General features: G+C 71.1%; 19 protein-coding genes and 3 tRNA genes. 4 read left to right on the top strand and 18 right to left on the bottom strand.

Annotation, left to right across the window (positions count from 1 at the left end; translation table 11 throughout):
- Nucleotides 1-19 precede the first annotated feature (19 nt).
- Nucleotides 20-637 carry a 50S ribosomal protein L10 gene (rplJ, locus tag ACFQPD_RS12635; RefSeq protein WP_068749503.1) on the bottom strand — a complete coding sequence of 206 codons (618 nt, stop codon included), beginning with the start codon at nt 635-637 and terminating at the stop codon, nt 20-22.
- Between the two features lie 336 nt (nt 638-973).
- Here rplJ and ACFQPD_RS12640 point away from each other — a divergent pair, with 336 nt between their 5' ends.
- The 3 genes from ACFQPD_RS12640 to ACFQPD_RS12650 are packed head-to-tail and all read left to right on the top strand — an operon-like array spanning nt 974 to nt 3,599.
- Nucleotides 974-1,882, top strand: a complete 909-nt coding sequence (locus ACFQPD_RS12640; RefSeq protein WP_385901092.1) for an ABC transporter substrate-binding protein — start codon at nt 974-976, stop codon at nt 1,880-1,882.
- 2 nt (nt 1,883-1,884) lie between these two features.
- Complete coding sequence (locus ACFQPD_RS12645) at nt 1,885-2,841, top strand: amino acid ABC transporter permease (protein WP_385901094.1); 957 nt, start codon at nt 1,885-1,887, stop codon at nt 2,839-2,841.
- A 5-nt stretch (nt 2,842-2,846) separates the two neighbouring features.
- Nucleotides 2,847-3,599 (top strand): amino acid ABC transporter ATP-binding protein, encoded by a 753-nt coding sequence (locus ACFQPD_RS12650; RefSeq protein WP_385901230.1) that lies wholly within the window; start codon nt 2,847-2,849, stop codon nt 3,597-3,599.
- Nucleotides 3,600-3,844: 245 nt separating this feature from the next.
- On the opposite strand, the gene ACFQPD_RS12655 is transcribed toward ACFQPD_RS12650, so the two are convergent.
- The 11 genes from ACFQPD_RS12655 to ACFQPD_RS12705 all read right to left on the bottom strand — a co-directional run bounded on the left by ACFQPD_RS12655 (nt 3,845) and on the right by ACFQPD_RS12705 (nt 12,990).
- Nucleotides 3,845-3,958: an endo-1,4-beta-xylanase gene (locus ACFQPD_RS12655; protein ID WP_385901095.1), complete on the bottom strand. Its 114-nt coding sequence runs from the start codon at nt 3,956-3,958 to the stop codon at nt 3,845-3,847.
- Between the two features lie 70 nt (nt 3,959-4,028).
- On the bottom strand, nt 4,029-4,910 hold the full coding sequence (locus ACFQPD_RS12660) for an NAD(P)H-hydrate dehydratase (protein ID WP_385901096.1): 882 nt from the start codon (nt 4,908-4,910) through the stop codon (nt 4,029-4,031).
- Entirely contained in the window at nt 4,907-5,671 is a 765-nt protein-coding gene (locus tag ACFQPD_RS12665) for a histidine phosphatase family protein (RefSeq protein ID WP_385901097.1), read from the bottom strand. The genes ACFQPD_RS12660 and ACFQPD_RS12665 overlap by 4 nt, the downstream gene beginning before the upstream one ends.
- A gap of 65 nt (nt 5,672-5,736) precedes the next feature.
- Complete coding sequence (locus ACFQPD_RS12670) at nt 5,737-6,492, bottom strand: enoyl-CoA hydratase/isomerase family protein (RefSeq protein WP_385901098.1); 756 nt, start codon at nt 6,490-6,492, stop codon at nt 5,737-5,739.
- Nucleotides 6,493-6,585: 93 nt separating this feature from the next.
- Nucleotides 6,586-7,287 carry a 50S ribosomal protein L1 gene (gene rplA / locus ACFQPD_RS12675; protein ID WP_385901100.1) on the bottom strand — a complete coding sequence of 234 codons (702 nt, stop codon included), beginning with the start codon at nt 7,285-7,287 and terminating at the stop codon, nt 6,586-6,588.
- Between the two features lie 89 nt (nt 7,288-7,376).
- Nucleotides 7,377-7,805: a 50S ribosomal protein L11 gene (rplK, locus tag ACFQPD_RS12680; RefSeq protein ID WP_068752600.1), complete on the bottom strand. Its 429-nt coding sequence runs from the start codon at nt 7,803-7,805 to the stop codon at nt 7,377-7,379.
- A 57-nt stretch (nt 7,806-7,862) separates the two neighbouring features.
- The gene (gene nusG, locus ACFQPD_RS12685; RefSeq protein ID WP_068752601.1) at nt 7,863-8,663 is read right to left on the bottom strand and encodes a transcription termination/antitermination protein NusG; all 801 of its coding nucleotides are present in this window, start codon (nt 8,661-8,663) and stop codon (nt 7,863-7,865) included.
- Nucleotides 8,660-9,097 (bottom strand): preprotein translocase subunit SecE, encoded by a 438-nt coding sequence (secE, locus tag ACFQPD_RS12690; RefSeq protein ID WP_385901101.1) that lies wholly within the window; start codon nt 9,095-9,097, stop codon nt 8,660-8,662. The genes nusG and secE overlap by 4 nt, the downstream gene beginning before the upstream one ends.
- Before the next feature lie 92 nt (nt 9,098-9,189).
- A tRNA-Trp gene (locus ACFQPD_RS12695) sits at nt 9,190-9,262 on the bottom strand.
- A gap of 114 nt (nt 9,263-9,376) precedes the next feature.
- On the bottom strand, nt 9,377-11,203 hold the full coding sequence (locus tag ACFQPD_RS12700; RefSeq protein WP_385901103.1) for an ABC transporter ATP-binding protein: 1,827 nt from the start codon (nt 11,201-11,203) through the stop codon (nt 9,377-9,379).
- Complete coding sequence (locus ACFQPD_RS12705) at nt 11,200-12,990, bottom strand: ABC transporter ATP-binding protein (protein ID WP_385901104.1); 1,791 nt, start codon at nt 12,988-12,990, stop codon at nt 11,200-11,202. Before ACFQPD_RS12705 ends, ACFQPD_RS12700 begins: the two co-directional genes overlap by 4 nt.
- 55 nt (nt 12,991-13,045) lie before the next feature.
- Here ACFQPD_RS12705 and ACFQPD_RS12710 point away from each other — a divergent pair, with 55 nt between their 5' ends.
- On the top strand, nt 13,046-14,221 hold the full coding sequence (locus ACFQPD_RS12710) for a M20 family metallopeptidase (RefSeq protein ID WP_068752604.1): 1,176 nt from the start codon (nt 13,046-13,048) through the stop codon (nt 14,219-14,221).
- Nucleotides 14,222-14,228: 7 nt separating this feature from the next.
- Here ACFQPD_RS12710 and ACFQPD_RS12715 read toward each other — a convergent pair whose 3' ends face one another.
- The 6 genes from ACFQPD_RS12715 to ACFQPD_RS12740 form a co-directional block, all read right to left on the bottom strand.
- Complete coding sequence (locus ACFQPD_RS12715) at nt 14,229-15,296, bottom strand: UDP-N-acetylmuramate dehydrogenase (RefSeq protein ID WP_385901232.1); 1,068 nt, start codon at nt 15,294-15,296, stop codon at nt 14,229-14,231.
- A 7-nt stretch (nt 15,297-15,303) separates the two neighbouring features.
- Nucleotides 15,304-15,711 carry a MaoC/PaaZ C-terminal domain-containing protein gene (locus ACFQPD_RS12720; protein ID WP_385901106.1) on the bottom strand — a complete coding sequence of 136 codons (408 nt, stop codon included), beginning with the start codon at nt 15,709-15,711 and terminating at the stop codon, nt 15,304-15,306.
- A gap of 2 nt (nt 15,712-15,713) precedes the next feature.
- Nucleotides 15,714-16,130 (bottom strand): MaoC family dehydratase N-terminal domain-containing protein, encoded by a 417-nt coding sequence (locus tag ACFQPD_RS12725; protein ID WP_385901108.1) that lies wholly within the window; start codon nt 16,128-16,130, stop codon nt 15,714-15,716.
- 96 nt (nt 16,131-16,226) lie between these two features.
- Nucleotides 16,227-16,397, bottom strand: a complete 171-nt coding sequence (gene rpmG / locus ACFQPD_RS12730) for a 50S ribosomal protein L33 (protein WP_068752607.1) — start codon at nt 16,395-16,397, stop codon at nt 16,227-16,229.
- A gap of 49 nt (nt 16,398-16,446) precedes the next feature.
- Nucleotides 16,447-16,522 (bottom strand) — tRNA-Met (locus ACFQPD_RS12735).
- Between the two features lie 34 nt (nt 16,523-16,556).
- A tRNA-Thr gene (locus ACFQPD_RS12740) sits at nt 16,557-16,629 on the bottom strand.
- Between the last annotated feature and the right edge of the window lie 5 nt (nt 16,630-16,634).

A 16,634-nucleotide genomic window follows, 5' to 3' on the forward strand; every position in this document is an offset into this window, starting at 1 on the left:
CAGCGGGCGCTGCAACGGATCACTCCGCAGCGTCTGCTGCTTCGGGTGCCGCCTCGGCGGCGGGGGTCTCGTCCGTGGCCTCGGCCGCAGGCGCGGAACCCGCGCCAGCGATGAGGGAGGGGTTGGCCTCGGCAGCGGTCTGCAGAGCGCCGAACAGGCGGGCACCCTGCGACAGCGGGGCGGCCAGCATGTAGGCGGCCTTCGCCAGGTTGGCCTGCATCGCGCCGGCCATCTTGGCCAGCAGGACCTCGCGCGACTCGAGGTCGGCGAGCTTGAGGACAGCCTGGGCGTCGAGGAACTTGCCCTCGAGGACGCCACCCTTGATTGCCAGGGACGGATTGGCCTTTGCGAAGTCACGCAGCCCCTTGGTGGCGGCAGCGACATCACCGCTGACGAACGCGATGGCCGTCGGGCCGGTCAGGGAATCCTCGATCCCCTCGATACCGGCGTCCTTGGCCGCGATCGCCGCAAGGGTGTTCTTCGCAACGGCGTAGGTGGCGTTCTCACCCAGGGATCGACGGAGGTCCTTCAGATCCTTGACGGTGAGACCGCGGTACTCGGTCAGCACTGCCGCCGCGGAGTTGCTGAAGGCATCCTTCAGCGCCGCGACCTTGGCAGCCTTGTCCGGCCTCGCCATGTGGTCTCCTTCCGGTCTCTTCATCCTCGACCCGGCCGGGTGGGCGGTTCGAGGGCCGCGGACCACCGACGCAAAAAACGCCCCGACGCCGGCGGCGCGGGGCGACCCACATGGGGACTACTCACGTTCACCTGCGCGGGTGCCATGCGGCGTTATGGCTGGGAAGCCACCTGCGGTCTTCGGCTGGGCCGACTATACCCGTCGGCGCCGGCGGCCCCAAATCGCGGGCGGTCCGCACCGGGCGGGGGCCCGCGGCGGTCCCGATCGCGGGCGGCGGGGGCCGGTGCATTAATCTGTCAGACCTTGACACTTACGTTGGATCTCGGAAGGACCCCCATGCGCCGCATCCTGGCCGCCGGCCTCCTGGCCACCCTCGCCGTGAGCGCCTGCAGCGCCCCGTCGACCACCACCCCCTCAGAGTCGGGCGCCACGGACGCGACCGACCGCACCTACGACGTCTCGGGCGTCGAGAAGGTCGACGAGATCGCCGCTCTCCTCCCGCAGGAGATCGCCGACGACGGCATGCTGACCATCGGCGCAGCCACCGACTACGCGCCGGCCGAGTTCCGCGCCGACGACCTCACCACCGCCATCGGCTACGACGTGGACCTGGGCAAGGCGATCGGCAAGGTGCTCGGCGTGGAGACCGAGGTCGTCGACGGCGAGTTCGCGTCCCTGCTGCCCGGCATCGGGTCGAAGTACGACATCGGCATCTCGTCGTTCACCATCACCGACGAGCGCACCGCCAACTACACGATGATCTCCTACATCACGGTGGGCTCGAGCTTCGCCGTGAAGAAGGGCAACCCGGAGGGCTTCGATCCGGAGAGCCTGTGCGGCGAGACCATCGGCGTGCAGACGGGCACCTGGCAGGAGGAGGAGCTCGCCGCGTTCAGCGCCGAGTGCACCGACGCCGGCGAGGAGCCCATCGAGGTGCTCTCCTACGCGAAGCAGTCCGACGTCACCACGAACCTCGTCGGCGGCAAGGTCAAGGCCTTCTACGCCGACTCAACGGTGGCCTCCTACTCCGTCGCCCTCACCAACGACCAGCTCGAGGTCGTCGGCGGCGTCCGCGACGCCGCCCCGCAGGGCATCGTCGTCGCTCAGGACGACGCCGAGCTGGCCGAGGCGATCCAGCGGGCCGTCCAGCAGCTCATGGACGACGGCACGTGGGCCGCGATCCTCGACAGCTGGGGCGTGTCCGAGGCCGGCCTCGAGACCGCCGAGCTGTTCCCGCAGGCCTGATCATGCGTCAGCCGACGCCGGAGCTGATCCGCGCCCGCCCCGTCCCCAGGCCCAGCCTGTGGCTCTGGGCGGGCATCGTCCTCGTGCTGGTGGCCATGCTCGTGCACGGCCTGCTGACCAACCCCAACTATCGCTGGGACGTCGTCGCGCAGCACCTGCTCGATCCGCGGATCATCTCCGGCCTCGGCTGGACGCTCCTGCTCACCGTCGGGGCCATGGCGCTGGGGATCACGCTGGCCGTGACCACCGCCATCATGCGGATGGGCACCAACCCCATCCTCCGCGGCATCGCGTGGGCCTACATCTGGTTCTTCCGCGGCACCCCCGTCTACACCCAGCTGGTGTTCTGGGGGCTGCTGCCGGTCCTCTACCCGCGCCTCAGCCTGGGGATCCCGTTCGGACCCGAGTGGCTGGAGTTCTCGACGCAGGACGTCATCAACGCCGGCGTGGCGGCGGTGCTGGGCCTGGGGCTCAATGAGGGCGCCTACCTGTCCGAGATCGTCCGCTCCGGGCTCAACTCGGTGGACAAGGGCCAGTGGGAGGCGGCCACCGCCCTGGGCATGCGCCGCGGCACGACGCTGCGCCGCATCGTCATCCCGCAGGCGATGCGGGTCATCGTGCCCCCGACGGGCAACGAGACCATCTCCATGCTCAAGACGACGTCGCTGGTGCTCGCCGTGCCATTCAGCCTGGAGCTGACGTTCGTGACCAACGCCATCGGTAACAAGATCTTCCTCCCCGTGCCGCTGCTCATCGTCGCCGCCATCTACTACCTGGTCGTCACGAGCATCCTCATGGTCGGGCAGCACCACCTCGAGGCCTACTACGGTCGCGGATTCGACACCGACCAGACCACCGGCGGCGGGGGGCGTCCCCCGAAGGGGATGTCTAAGCGCCAGCAGGCGATTCTGGCGGCCGGGACCGTGCACGCCGACCCCAACCTGGAGGTGACCCCGTGACGGCGATGGTCGAGGCCAAGGGCGTCCACAAGTTCTTCGGTGACCTCCACGTCCTCAAGGGCGTGGACCTCACCGTCGGGCGCGGGGAGGTCTGCGTCATCCTCGGCCCCTCCGGGTCGGGCAAGTCGACGCTGATCCGATGCATCAACGAGCTGGAGCAGATCAGCGCCGGCCGCATGTACGTCGACGGGGAGCTGATGGGGCTGCGCGAGGTCGGCGGCCGGCTCCACCGGCTGAACGACCAGGAGATCGCCCGGCAGCGGGCCAAGATCGGCATGGTGTTCCAGCGCTTCAACCTCTTCCCGCACATGACGGCCCTGGAGAACGTCATGGAGGCGCCGCGGCAGGTGCGGCGGGTGCCGAAGGCGGACGCCGAGCGCGTCGCCCGCGACCAGCTGGCCCGCGTGGGGCTCTCCGACCGGGCCGACCACTACCCCGCACAGCTGTCGGGCGGGCAGCAGCAGCGCGTCGCCATCGCGCGCGCGCTCGCCATGGAACCAGAACTGATGCTGTTCGACGAGCCCACCTCGGCGCTCGACCCGGAGCTCGTCGGCGAGGTGCTGGGCGTCATGCAGGAGCTCGCCGCCAGCGGCATGACGATGATCGTCGTCACGCACGAGGTGGGGTTCGCGCGCGAGGTCGCGGACCAGGTGGTGTTCATGGACGACGGGGTCGTCGTCGAGCGGGGCACGCCCGGGGAGGTCATCGACGCGCCGCAGCAGCAGCGGACCCGGGACTTCTTCGCCAAGGTCCTCTGACCTCGCCCCAGACGAACGCCGGCCGTCCCTCCTCGAGGGGCGGCCGGCGTCGTCGATGGACCCGTCAGCGACCGGGTGCGACGCAGTCGGCCCGGTCACGCCGACCCGGCCGGGCGCGTCCGGGCGTCCGCCGGGCTGTCCCGCATGGTCGGGCCTGCCCTGGTCAGCGGGGCGACCGACGACACACCCGGCGGGCCCGGTGGCCGACTCGGCGGCCACGAGGCGCACCACGCCCCGGCGTCGTACTAGGCCTCGGGCTTCATGTGGTTCTCGGGCGTGATCCGGTCGAAGTGCGTGGTGAGGAGGTCTGCCGCCGCGCCGCTCGTCTCGCGCTGGTCGATGGCGACGCCGACCGGCACGTCGAGGGTGTCGCGGATGATGGGGTGTCAACGGGTTTCGCGAAGTTTAGTTGCGGTGATGAACTATCGGTCAGCCGATCTCCAGCAACGCCTGAGGGATCTCCGCGGGAAGTTCACCTGCGAGATAGCCGGTCGGTCCGAACCGGGAAGCGAGCCGGCCCCCCACCATGCCGTGCAGGTAGGCGGCCCACACCGCGGCCTGGGCCGGCTGGGCGCCACGCGCGCAGAGCCCGACCGTGATGCCCGCCTTCACGTCACCGGAGCCCGCGACGCCGAGGCCCGGGTTGCCCTCGTCGCTACGCCAGAGGTCACCATCGGGGGTCCCGACAAACGTGCTGGCGGCCCCGGAGCTGACGACGGCCCCGGTCGCTGCGGCGAGGCGCAGGACGGCGCCAGCCTGGTCGGCGCGCACCCGGTCCTCGTCCTCCCCGAGGGTCAGGGCGAGCTCCCGGAGGTTCGGCGAGAGGATCAGCGACTTGAACGGCCTGCCGCGATCGAGGTCCTCCGTCAGCCAGGCCAGGGCCAGCGCGTCGAGCACGACGGTCCCACGGAGCTGTCCCGCGACGGCGCCCAGCAGACCCGTCGCCGCGGCGACGTCGAGCATCCCGGGACCGACCAACACCGCGTCCGCCTCCGGGGCGTAGTCGCCGACCGCGACCGCCGCCACCGGAGTGAGATCGCCCGCCGTCGTGCACGCGGCGCCACGCACGAGCGACTCCGGCATGCCGACGGCCATCGCCACGGCCACCGGCTCCGGGACCACGAGTTGGGTCTTTCCTGCCCCGGCCCGCATGGCGGCTCGGGCCGCCAGCACCATGCCGCCGGGGTTGGGCACGCTTCCACCGATGAGGAGGGCCCGTCCGCGGGCCTCCTTGTTGCCCTCCGGAGACGGCAGGGGCCAGTCCCGCAGCACCGCCGTCGTGACGACGGTCGCGGAGTCGGCCGCGCTCATCCCGCGCCCCCCGTCCCCTCCCCGGTGTGGGCGGGCTCGCGGGTCACTTCGGCGGCGCCCTGGATGCCGCTGACGTCGTCGCGCGCCACGAGGCGCAACGCCCCGTCCTGGTCGCGGTAGCGCGTCATGGAGCAGTTCGCGATCGGCTCCGACTTCTGCAGGGCCAGCACCGACGCCGCGTCGAGGCCCTCGAGCACATAACGGAACGCGAGGATCACCGCCTCGTGGCTGAACACCCAGACCCGCTCGCCGGCGTAGCGCGCCTGCAGTTCGACCAGCAGGCTGCGCACCCGCAGCACCACGTCCGCCCAGGACTCGCCGCCCGGCGGCCGGTAGTAGAACTTGCCCAACCGCGCCCGCCGCTCCGACTCCCCCGGATGCTCGGCCTGAATGCCGTACCAGGTCATGCCGTCGAGGATGCCGAGCTCCCGCTCGCGGACGCGCTCGTCCAACAGGACCTCGACCCCGACGGCGGCCAGAGCGGAGGCCGCGGTGTCGCGGGCCCGCCGGTAGGGCGACGAGACCACCACCGTGGGCCGCCGGTGGTCCGCCAACCCCGCTACGTGGTCGCCGAGAGCGGCGGCCTGCCGCTCACCCTCCGGCGAGAGGCCGACCTGCTCGTCGCTGTCAGCCAGATCGAGGCGGTGCGCCTTGGCGGCCAGCGCCTCCCGGTCCGCGACATTGCCCAGGCTCTCCGCATGCCGCACCAGGACCAGCTCGAGCGGGCCGGTGGCGTCACTGCCCGTGGCGACCGTGCTCATGGACGTCTCCTCTCGTCATCGGACCACCCTAGGCGGTGGGCACGCGCGCCGTGGCGCTGTCGGGCTCACTCGGGGCGCCAGGTGAAGCGTGGGGGCCGCCGCTCTCGGAAGGCGGCGACGCCCTCCACCAGGTCGGGCGAGGCGTTGGCGCGCTGCACCCAGGAGATCGCGGACTCGGCGTCCAGGTCGTGCGCGACCAGCGCGTCGACGATCTCCTTCGACGCGCGCAGGGTCAGCTGGGAGAGGGCGGCCATGCGCTCGGCCATGGCCAGGGCCTCGTCGAGGGCGCTCCCCTCGTCGACGACCCGGTTGACGAGCCCCACGCGCAGGGCGCGCTGGGCGTCGAGCCGGACGGCGGTGAAGAGCATCTCCTTCGTCACGGCGGGCCCCATCAGGTGGATCATGCGCTGGGTCGCCGACACGGGGTAGACGATGCCGAGCGTCGCGGGCGGCACGGAGAAGATGGCGGACGCACCGGCGACGCGGACGTCGCAGGCCACCGCCAGCTCCAGGCCTCCACCGATGCACGGGCCCTCGATCGCGGCGAGGACGGGCTTGGGGCTGCGGGAGAGCGCGTGTTCGGCGTTGACGGGCCCCTCCGCGTGGTGCAGTTCGTCGAGGCTGTGGATGTCCGAGCCGGCACAGAAGACCCCGTCGGCGCCCGTGAGGATCACGGCGGTCACCTCGGGCTCGGCGTCGAGGCTCCGCAGGTACGCGGGAATCTGCCGCCACATCGGATCGGTCATGGCGTTGCGCTTGCCGGGGTTGTCGAGGGTCAGGATCGCGGTGGTGCCGCGGCGGGTGAGGGCGACGGTGGCCATGCTCCCATCCTCGCACCGACGGCGGGCGCCGGGAACGACGACGGGGCGGGCACCCGCAGGTGCCCGCCCCGTCGGACGGTATGAACCGGGCTGTCAGGCCTCGGCCGGCTTGGTCACGGTGACGTCCACGAGCACGCTGGGGCTCATGGTGGCCGAGACCGCGATCTTGCGCAGGTACCGGCCCTTGGAGGCCGACGGCTTGAGACGCAGGATCTCCTCGAGCACCGCGAAGTAGTTGTCGGTGAGCTGCTGCTCGCCGAACGACGCCTTGCCGATGATGAACTGCAGGTTGGCGTGCCGGTCGACGCGGAACTCGATCTTGCCGCCCTTGATGTCGGACACGGCCTTCGCCACGTCCATCGTCACGGTGCCGGTCTTGGGGTTCGGCATCAGGCCACGCGGGCCGAGGACGCGGCCGAGGCGGCCGACCTTGCCCATGAGGTCGGGGGTGGCCACGACGGCGTCGAAGTCCAGGTAGCCGCCGGCCACCTTCTCGATCAGCTCATCGGTGCCGACCTCGTCGGCGCCCGCGGCGCGGGCCGCCTCCGCCTTGTCGCCACCGGCGAAGACGAGGACCCGTGCCGTCTTGCCAGTGCCGTGGGGGAGGTTGACCGTGCCACGGACCATCTGGTCCGCCTTACGGGGGTCGACGCCCAGACGGACGGCGACGTCGATGGTCTCGTCGAACTTCGCCGACGCCATCTCCTTGATGAGGCGGAGCGCCTCTTCGGGGCTGTATGCCTGCGACTCGTCGCGCTTGTCGGCGGCGCGGCGGTAGGCCTTGCTGTGCTTCATGCTGGTTCCTTCGTGTTAGCCGGCCTCGTGGGCCGGTCCACCAGTGTCTGGTGTGGGGAGCACTCCCCTGCCAGGTGTGTGCGGTGTGGTCAGTCGACCGTGACGCCCATCGAGCGCGCGGTGCCCTCGATGATCTTCATCGCGGCCTCGACGTCGTTGGCGTTGAGGTCGGGCAGCTTGGTGGTGGCGATCTCGCGGACCTGATCCTTGGTCAGCTTGCCGACCTTGGTCTTCAGCGGGTTCGCGGAGCCGCTCTGCAGGCCGGCGGCCTTCTTGATGAGCTCGGCTGCCGGCGGCGTCTTCGTGATGAAGGTGAACGTCCGGTCCTCGTAGATGGTGATCTCGACGGGGATGACGTTGCCGCGCTGGGACTCCGTCGCGGCGTTGTACGCCTTGACGAACTCCATGATGTTGACGCCGTGCGGGCCGAGGGCGGTACCGACCGGCGGGGCAGGCGTCGCGGAGCCTGCGTTCAGTGCGACCTTGACGAGGGCCGCGACCTTCTTCTTGGGAGGCATGGATGGGTCCTTTACCTGTTGGATGGAAACGCCCGCGTGCGGGCGCAACGCACTATCTTAGACGACCTTCTCGACTTGCTTGAACTCGAGATCGACGGGGGTCTCCCGACCGAGGATCTCGACCAGGGCGATGAGCCGCCGCGTGTTGGGGTTGAGCTCGGTGATCGTCGCGTGGACGCCGGTGAACGGGCCGTCGATGATCATGACCGAGTCGCCGACTTCGAAGTCCACGACCTCGACCTTCTTGCGGCGCGCCGCCGCGGCGCCGGCCTGGGCCTGGTTCACCTTGGCGATGACCGACGGGGTCAGCATCTTGAGGACCTCGTCGACCGAGAGCGCCACCGGCTGCTGGCCGTGGCCGACGAAGCCGGTGACCGACGGGGTCTGGCGCACGACGCTCCACGAGTCGTCGGTGAGCTCCATTCGCACCAGCACGTAGCCGGGCAGCACGCAGCGCGTCACCGTCTTGCGCGCGTTGTTGCGGATCTCGACGACCTCCTCGGTGGGGACGACCGTCTCGAAGATGTAGTCCTCCATGTTGAGGGTCTGCGCGCGGGAGTCCACGTTCTGCTTGACGCGGTTCTCCATGCCGGAGTACGTGTGGATGACGTACCACTCGCCGTACTTCGACTCGAGCTCCGCGCGCAGCTCGGCCAGGGCCGCGTCCACGGCGTCGTCCTGCTCGGAGGCCGACTCGTCGGCCTCGGGCTCCTCCTCGGCCAGCAGCACCGGGGCGTCGGCGTCGGTCTCGTCCTCACCCAGGTCGCCGAGGTCGATCTCGACGTCGTCGGAGGCGGACTCCTCGAGGGAACCCAGGTCGATCTCGAATTCGATGTCGTTGTTCTCAGAGTCGGTCATGCGTTGCTCCCGAAGAGTTGCAGAAGGGCCCAGCCGAAGCCGAGGTCGAGCAGGCCCACGATGAGGATCATGATGAGCACGAAGACGAGGACGGCGCCGAACATGACCACGAGCTGGGGCCAGGTGGGCCAGACGACCTTCTTGAGCTCGCCCGCGGACTGGCGCACGAACTCGGCCGGGTTGTGGGCGCGGTAGTGGTCCTCGTCCTCCGCGAGGGCGGCGCTGCGCCGGCGGGTGGGGGCGCCCTTGCGGACCGGGGCCTTGGCGGTGCGGCGCGTGATGGGCGCAACGGCGCCGGCCTCGACCGGGTCGGGCTCGGTCTGGGTGGTGTCGAACTCGGCGTCCACCGACTCGTCCGGCACGGACAGGTGGTCCACGGCTTCGTCAGAGGCGACCGCGTCAGCCGGCTCGGCGTCGCGCGACTTGTCGCTCACGGAAGAACTTCCCTTCGCTCGACAAACAAAATGCCTCACCACACCAGGGGTGTGGCAGGCGTGCGAGGCGACCGGAAGTGACGGCCACCTAGCAGGGCAGGAGGGACTCGAACCCCCAACCTGCGGTTTTGGAGACCGCTGCTCTGCCAGTTGAGCTACTACCCTTCACCGGACCCACCGACCGTGGTCCACACGCGTTTTGAGCGCGCTTCGACCTTGGCAACTGCGTACCGGTAGCCGCAACTATAGGCGCTTTCCGACAAGGATGCGAACTGGCGGCTAGGCCAGCGAGGCCAGCCAGGCGCGGTGCAGGTCCGCGTAGCGACCCTCCCCCGCCACGAGATCCGCGGGACTTCCGTCCTCCACGACCCGGCCGTGTTGCAGCACGAGGACGCGGTCCGCGATCTCGACGGTGGACAGGCGGTGGGCGATGATGACCGCCGTCCGGTCCGCCAGGATCGTCGACAGCGCGCGCTGCACCACCCGCTCGGTGGGCACGTCCAGCGACGAGGTGGCCTCGTCCAGGATGAGGACCCGGGGGTCGGCCAGCACCACACGCGCGAAGGCGACCAGCTGCCGCTGGCCCGCCGACAACCGCGACCCGCGCTTGCCGGTGTCGGTGTCGTAGCCGGCCGGCATGGCGTCGATGAACGGATGCGCCCCCACCGCTCGAGCGGCGGCGATGACCTCCTCCCGCGACGCCTCGGGGCGCCCGAAGGCGATGTTGTCCGCGATCGAGCCGGCGAAGATGAAGTTCTCCTGCGTCAGGAGCGTCACGTGCCGCCGCAGGGTCGCGTCGTCGAGGTCGCGCAGGTCCACGCCGTCGAGCCGGACCGATCCCTCCTGCGGGTCGTAGAAGCGGGCGATCAGCTTGGCGATCGTGGTCTTGCCCGCCCCCGTCGTCCCCACCAGGGCGACGGTCTGCCCGGCCGGGATCCGCAGGTCCAGGCCCGGCAGGACGGGGGTGTCGGGCACGTACTCGAACGCGACGCCGTCGAAGGTCACCTCGCCGCGCGCCGCGGGCAGCGGCACCGGCTGCTCGGGGTCCCGGACGTCCGGCTCCTCGTCCATGACGCTGGCCACCTTCTCGAGCGCGGTGAGCGCCGACTGCAGCGACGAGATGAACTGCCCGATGTCCTGCATCGGGTCGAAGAACATGCGCACGTACAACACGAACGCGGCCAGCGTGCCGACCGTGAGTTCACCCGACAGTGCCATGAACCCGCCCGCGGTGACGACCACGACGATGCCCAGATGCCCCACGAACTGGATGCCGGGCATGGCCCGCGCGAACACGCGCAGGGCGGTGGTGTTGGCGTCGCGGTACTGCAGCGCCACGCCCTCGTAGATGTCGCGGGACCGGGGCTCGCGGCGGAACGCCTGCACGGCCTTGATGCCGGTCATGGTCTCGATGAACTGCACGATGACGATGGCCGACAGCGTGCGGACGTGCCGGAACGCGCGGGTCGAGGCGCCGGCGAACCACCGCATCAGCAGCCACAGCAGCGGATACGTCGCGAAGGCCACGAGCGCGAGCCGCCAGTCGAGCAGCAGCAGGATGATCGTCGACCCGACGATGGTCAGTAGCGCGGCGACGACGACGTCGAGGCCCTGGAGCACCAGCTCCTGCACCGCCTCCACGTCGCTGGTCATGCGCGACACCGCCCGCCCGGAGGTGTAGCGGTCGTGGAAGCGCACGCTGAGCCGCTGGAACTGGCGGTACAAGCGGCGCCGCAACGTCAGGAGGAGGTCGTTGCCGATGATCCCGGAACGGCGCAGAAAGAACGCGCGGCCGGCGACCTGCACGGTGATCGCCGCCACCATCACGCCGAGGAGCGTGACCAGGGTTGTCGCGTCGCCACCGGTGAGAGCCGGGATGCCGTCGTCGAGCACGCGCTGCACGAGCACGGGGATCGCCAGCCGCGCCAGCGACTCGAGCACGACGACGACGATGAGGACCATGCCCCAGCGGTGGTAGGGGCGCACCAGCTCGGCGAGGAGCCGGCGGCTGGCGGGCCGCAGGGCGACGGTGGAGTCGGTCTCCTCCGTGATCTCCTGCTTGACGCCCCGCCAGTCCTCGAGGGCGGTGTCCTGCTGGTCGCTCAACGCGCTGCCTCCTCGGCCAGTTCGGGTTCGATGCTGTAGTCCGCCGACAGCAGCTCGCGGTATTCCGGGACCGTGGCCAGCAGCTCCTGGTGCGTCCCGACGTGGGCGATGCGCCCCTCGACGAGCATGGCGACGCGGTCGGCGAGCAGCACCGTCGACGCACGGTGGGCCACCACGAGGCCCGTGACGCCGACGAGGGTGGACTTCAGCGCCGCCTCGACCTCCGCCTCGGTGTGGATGTCCAGCGCGCTGAGGGTGTCGTCGAGGACGAGGATCCGTGGGCGGACGAGGATGGCGCGCGCCAGCGCCAGGCGCTGCCGCTGGCCGCCGGAGAGGCTGAGGCCCTGCTCGCCCAGGCGGGTGTCGAGGCCCCACGGGAGGTCGTAGACGAACTCCGCCGATGCCACTCGCAGCGCGTCGGCGACGTCCTCGTCGGTCGCCTCGGGCCGGCCGAGGGTGAGGTTCTCCCGCGCGGACATCGAGAACAGGATCGGGTCCTCGAACGCCGTCGCGACGAGGGAGCGCAACTGCCGGAGATCGAGGTCGCGCACGTCCACCCCGTCGATGAGGACGGCGCCGCCGGTCACGTCCTGCAGCCGGGGGATCAGCGACACGATGGTGGACTTGCCGGACCCCGTGCCGCCCACGAGGGCGACGGTCTCGCCCGGGGCGATGTCGAGGGTGACGTCGGTCAGCGTCGGGGTCGCGGCGTCGTCGAAGCGGAAGCTGACTCCCCGCAGGCTCACGGCGCCGCGGGGGTCGCTGATCCGCCTCGTGCCCGACACGACTGTGAGCGGCGCGTCGAACACCTCGCACACGCGGTCGGCGGCCGTCTGGGCCTCGCGCATGAAGCTCAGGAGGAACCCCAGCGAGCCGACGGGCCAGGCGAGCGACAGCAGCAGCGTGACGAAGGAGACGACCTGGCCCAGCGTGAGGAGCCCGTCGGCGGCCGCCACGGCCGCACCGCCGAGGACCACGACGAGCAGCACCGACGGGAACGCCTCCAGCAGCGTCCACAGCACCGCCGCGAGCCGCATCCGCTGCACGCCGGAGTCGCGCAGGTCCATGGCCCGGCGGTCGAAGGCGCGGAACGCGTGGGGCACGCGACCGAACGAGCGGATGACCCGCACGCCGTGGAGCGCCTCCTCCGCCGTGGAGGCGACGTCCCCGGTGCGGTCCTGCACGTCGCGGGAGACGATCCCGAAGCGGCGCACGAGATAGGTCGTCACCGCCACCACCGGGATCACCGCGACCAGCACGGAGACACCGAGCTGCCAGTGCATCGCCACCATGATCGACACGACCACGACGATCTGGATGGTGTTCATGATGAGCATGAGCAGCCCGAACGACATGAACCGCCGCAGCAGGCCCAGGTCGCTCATGATGCGCGACAGCAGCTGGCCGGACTCCCACCGCTTGTGGAACCCGAGCGGCAGCGCCTGGAGCTGGTCGAACAGGTCGAGCCGGATGTCCGCCTCGAGGGCGGACGTGGCCCGCGTCATCATCCAGCGGCGCAGCAGGTTGATGGCGGCGTCGACGGCGCCCGCCAGCAGGATGAGCAGCGCGAACAGCGCCACTCCCCCGGCGTCACGCTCCGCGATGGGCCCGTCGACTATGCGCCCCAGCAACAGCGGGATGAGCACCGCCATGGCGACGCCGATGGGCGCCAGCACGAGGGCCAGCGTGAACTGCCGCCAGTAGGGGCGCAGGTAGGGCAGCAGCCGGACGAGGCTGGAGCGCCGAGGGGAGGGGGCGAGCACACTGTGGCTGGGGGGTCCGGGCACCCGGACAGGCTACTCCGGCCTCCGGACCGGGTCGAACCGCTTAGACTGGCTGGTCATGACGTCGGCCCTGCTCAGCGCCCTGCTCGAAGGCATCGACCGCGCCCTGCCCGACGCGGCGGCGCTGCGCCGCGCGATCCACGCGGAGCCGCACCTCAGCGGCGAGGAGGAGCCCACTCGCGACGCGTTCGAGCGGTCCACGGAGTGGCTGCGCTGGTCCCCCGTCGCGCACAGCGGCGCCTGGGCCCGGCTCGGTCCGACCGGGCCCGCCGTGGGGCTCCGCGCCGAGCTCGATGCGCTGCCCGTCACGGAGGTCACCGGCATCGAATGGGCGTCGCGGCGCCCCGGCATCATGCACGCCTGCGGGCACGACGTGCACCTGGGCGCACTGTGGGCGGTCCTGGCCGCGGCCCGGGACCTCGAGCTCCCGGTGGGACTCGTGCCGATCCTGCAGCCGCGCGAGGAGGTCAGCCCGTCGGGCGCCGGCGACGTCGTGGCCTCGGGTCTCCTGGACGACCAGGAGGTCGAGGCCATGATTGGGGTCCACGTGCAGCCGGGCGTCGAGCGCGGCGTCGTCTCGACCGGCGCGGGGGCCGTCAACGCGGCCTTCGACGAGTTCGAGATCATCGTGCGCGGCCGGCCCGGGCACGGCGCCTACCCGCACGTGGCCATCGACCCCATCCTCGCCCTGGCCGACATCGTCACCGCCGTCGCGGCGCTGCCGAGCCGCATCATCGACCCCACGCACGCCACCGTCGTCTCGGTGGGACAGATCTCGGGCGGCACGGCGCCCAACATCATCGCCGACGAGGCACGCTGCCGCGGCACGCTTCGCACGTTCTCCGACGCCGACCGCGACCTCCTGCACGAGGCGGTGGCCAGGACGGCGGAGTCGATCGCCCTGGGCCGGGGCGCCGCGGCGACGGTCCGCTTCATCCACGGTGGCCCCGCGCTGGTCAACGACCCCGGCCTGGTGCGGCGCCTGGACGCCCTGCTGACCGGCTCCGGCGTCACCGTGGCGGAGAGCCCCTTCCGGTCGTGCGGCTCCGACGACTTCGGTGAGTACGGCCTGGCGACGGCGTCGGTGATGTCGTTCGTCGGGACCGGCCGGGTGGACGGAATCGGCCTGCACCACGGCGCGTTCCTGCCCGGCCGCGAGGCCCTCCGGCTGGCCGCCCACGCCTTCGCGGCGGGCTATGTCGCGGCCGCGGAGTCCGTCCTGGCCCAGGGCTGAGGCGCCGTCAAAGACTGGCGCCGACGAGGTTGACCTCGGGGACCAGCCGGATGCCGAAGCGTGCCTCCACGCCGTCGCGCACCTCGCGGGCCAGTGCCACCAGGTCCGCGGCGGTGGCGTCGCCCCGGTTGGTGAGCGCCAGAACGTGCTTGGTCGACAGGGCGGCGCGCGCGGTGCCGTGGCCCTTGGTGAACCCGGAGTGCTGGATGAGCCACGCGGCGCTGGTCTTGACGGTGCCGCCCTCGGCGGAGAACCGCGGGGCCTCCACCGGGAGGCGCTCGGCCTCCTCAGGGGTCAGCACAGGGTTGGTGAAGAACGAGCCGGCGCTCCAGGTGTCATGGTCGGCGTCGTCGAGGACCATGCCTTTGGCGCGGCGGATGGCCAGCACCGCGGCGCGCACGTCGGCCGCCGGGACGCGCCGACCCACGTCCGTGCCCAGGTGAGCGGCCAGTTCGGGATACGCGATCGGCTGCCCCAACGACCCCAGGGGGAACTGGAAGCCGACCTCGAGGACCACGTAACGGCCGAGCTCGCGCTTGAACCGCGAGGTCCGGTAGCCGAAGCCGCAGTGGGACGCGGCGAACGTGCGCTGCGCGCCGGCCACCCGGTCCCAGGTCCGCACGGACGTGACCGTCCGCGACACGTCGGAGCCGTACGCGCCGACGTTCTGGATGGGCGTGGCGCCCACGCTGCCCGGGATCCCGGAGAGCATCTCGACGCCGCTCCATTCCTGCGTCACCGCGTGGGCGACGACGTCGTCCCACGTCTCCCCCGCAGCGACCCGCACCGCGGCGCCGCCGCACGTGGAGACATCCGCGTCGAGCCCCGTCGTAGCGACCCGGACGACGGTGCCGGGGAAGCCCTCGTCGGCCACCAGGAGGTTGGAGCCGCCGCCGAGCACGAGCACCGGCTCGCCGCGGGCGTCACAGTCGGACACGACGTCGATGAGGTCGCGTTCGGTCGTGGCGACCTCGAACCGGCGGGCCGGACCGCCCACGCGCAGCGTCGTGTGGTCCGCCAGCCGCGACGAGCGGGCGACCTCCGGCGCGGGCGTGGCCACCGACAGGCGGTCGATCCGGCACTCAGTCAACGCGGACCTCGACCCGCGCCGCCCCCAGGACGGCGTCGTCGCCGCACGTGGCGGTCAGGGCGACCGTGGCGATCCCGTCCGCGACCGCGGTGACCGAGCCCGTGTAGACGACCTCGGTACCCTCATCGGTGTCCGGCACGACGACGGGGCGGGTGAAGCGGACGAAGTAGCTGACGACGCGCGCGGGGTCGCCGACCCAGTCGGTGACCACCCGCAGGCCCGCGCCCATGGTCCACATGCCGTGGGCCACGACGCCTGGCAGGCCGATGGCGCGCGCGTGCCGGTCCGAGAAGTGGATCTCGTTGAAGTCGGTGGACGCGCCCGAGTACCGGACGACCGTCGATCGGGTGACGCGGGCCCGCACCTCGGGGAGCTGCTGTCCGACGGAGACGTGCGACATCGTCAGTCCTCCCGGGTGTGCATGAGGGTGGAGCGGGCCTCGCAGACGGCCTCGCCGTCGACGGTGAGGTCGACCAGCACCGTAATCATGTCGAGGCTGCCGCGGGCCCGCACCTTCTCGATGCTCAGCTCGGCCACGACGTGGTCCCCGGGGCGCAGCGGCCGGTGGAACGTGAAGGTCTGGTCCGTGTGCATGGTGCGGTTCAGCGCCAGGCCCAACTCGTCGTCGTCGAACAGCGCGGACCAGGCCTGGGCCGCGATGACGGCGGCGAACGTCGGGGGCGCGACGGGGTGCTCGCCGCGGTAGGCGGCGTTGTAGTCGAGGAGCGCGGCGGCGAACTCGGCGATCTTGGCGCGGCTCACCACGTAGGGCGGGGCCGCGGGATACCGGCGGCCGACGTGCTCGGCGGAGATGGGCATGGGGGTAAGGCTACCCCTGGGCGCCCCTGGCCCGGGAACGACAGAACCGGCCGGCCCCAGGGGGCACGGCCGGTTCCGGCAGCTGGTGGCCGCGGCTCAGCGGGTCTCGCGGTGCGCGCGGTGGGTGCGGCAGCGCGGGCAGAACTTCTTGAGCTCGAGACGATCGGGATCGTTGCGGCGGTTCTTCTTGGTGATGTAGTTGCGCTCCTTGCACTCGGTGCAGGCGAGCGTGATCTTCGGACGTACGTCCTGAGCCTTCTTGGCCATGTTCACATTCCTTAGCTAGCTTGCGCACGGAGCGCTCGGGCGAGGGCTTTGGTGACGAGGGCGGGACTTGAACCCGCGACACAGCGATTATGAGCCGCTTGCTCTACCGACTGAGCTACCCCGTCAGGAGTTCCCCCCTGGTGGTGCAGGAGGGAACCGAGCCCCCATGCGGAATCGAACCGCAGACCTTCTCCTTACCATGGAGACGCTCTGCCTACTGAGCTATAGGGGCCAGCC

Source organism: Tessaracoccus sp. O5.2 (assembly GCF_964266725.1).
Classification (GTDB): Bacteria; Actinomycetota; Actinomycetes; order Propionibacteriales; family Propionibacteriaceae; genus Arachnia; species Arachnia lapidicapta.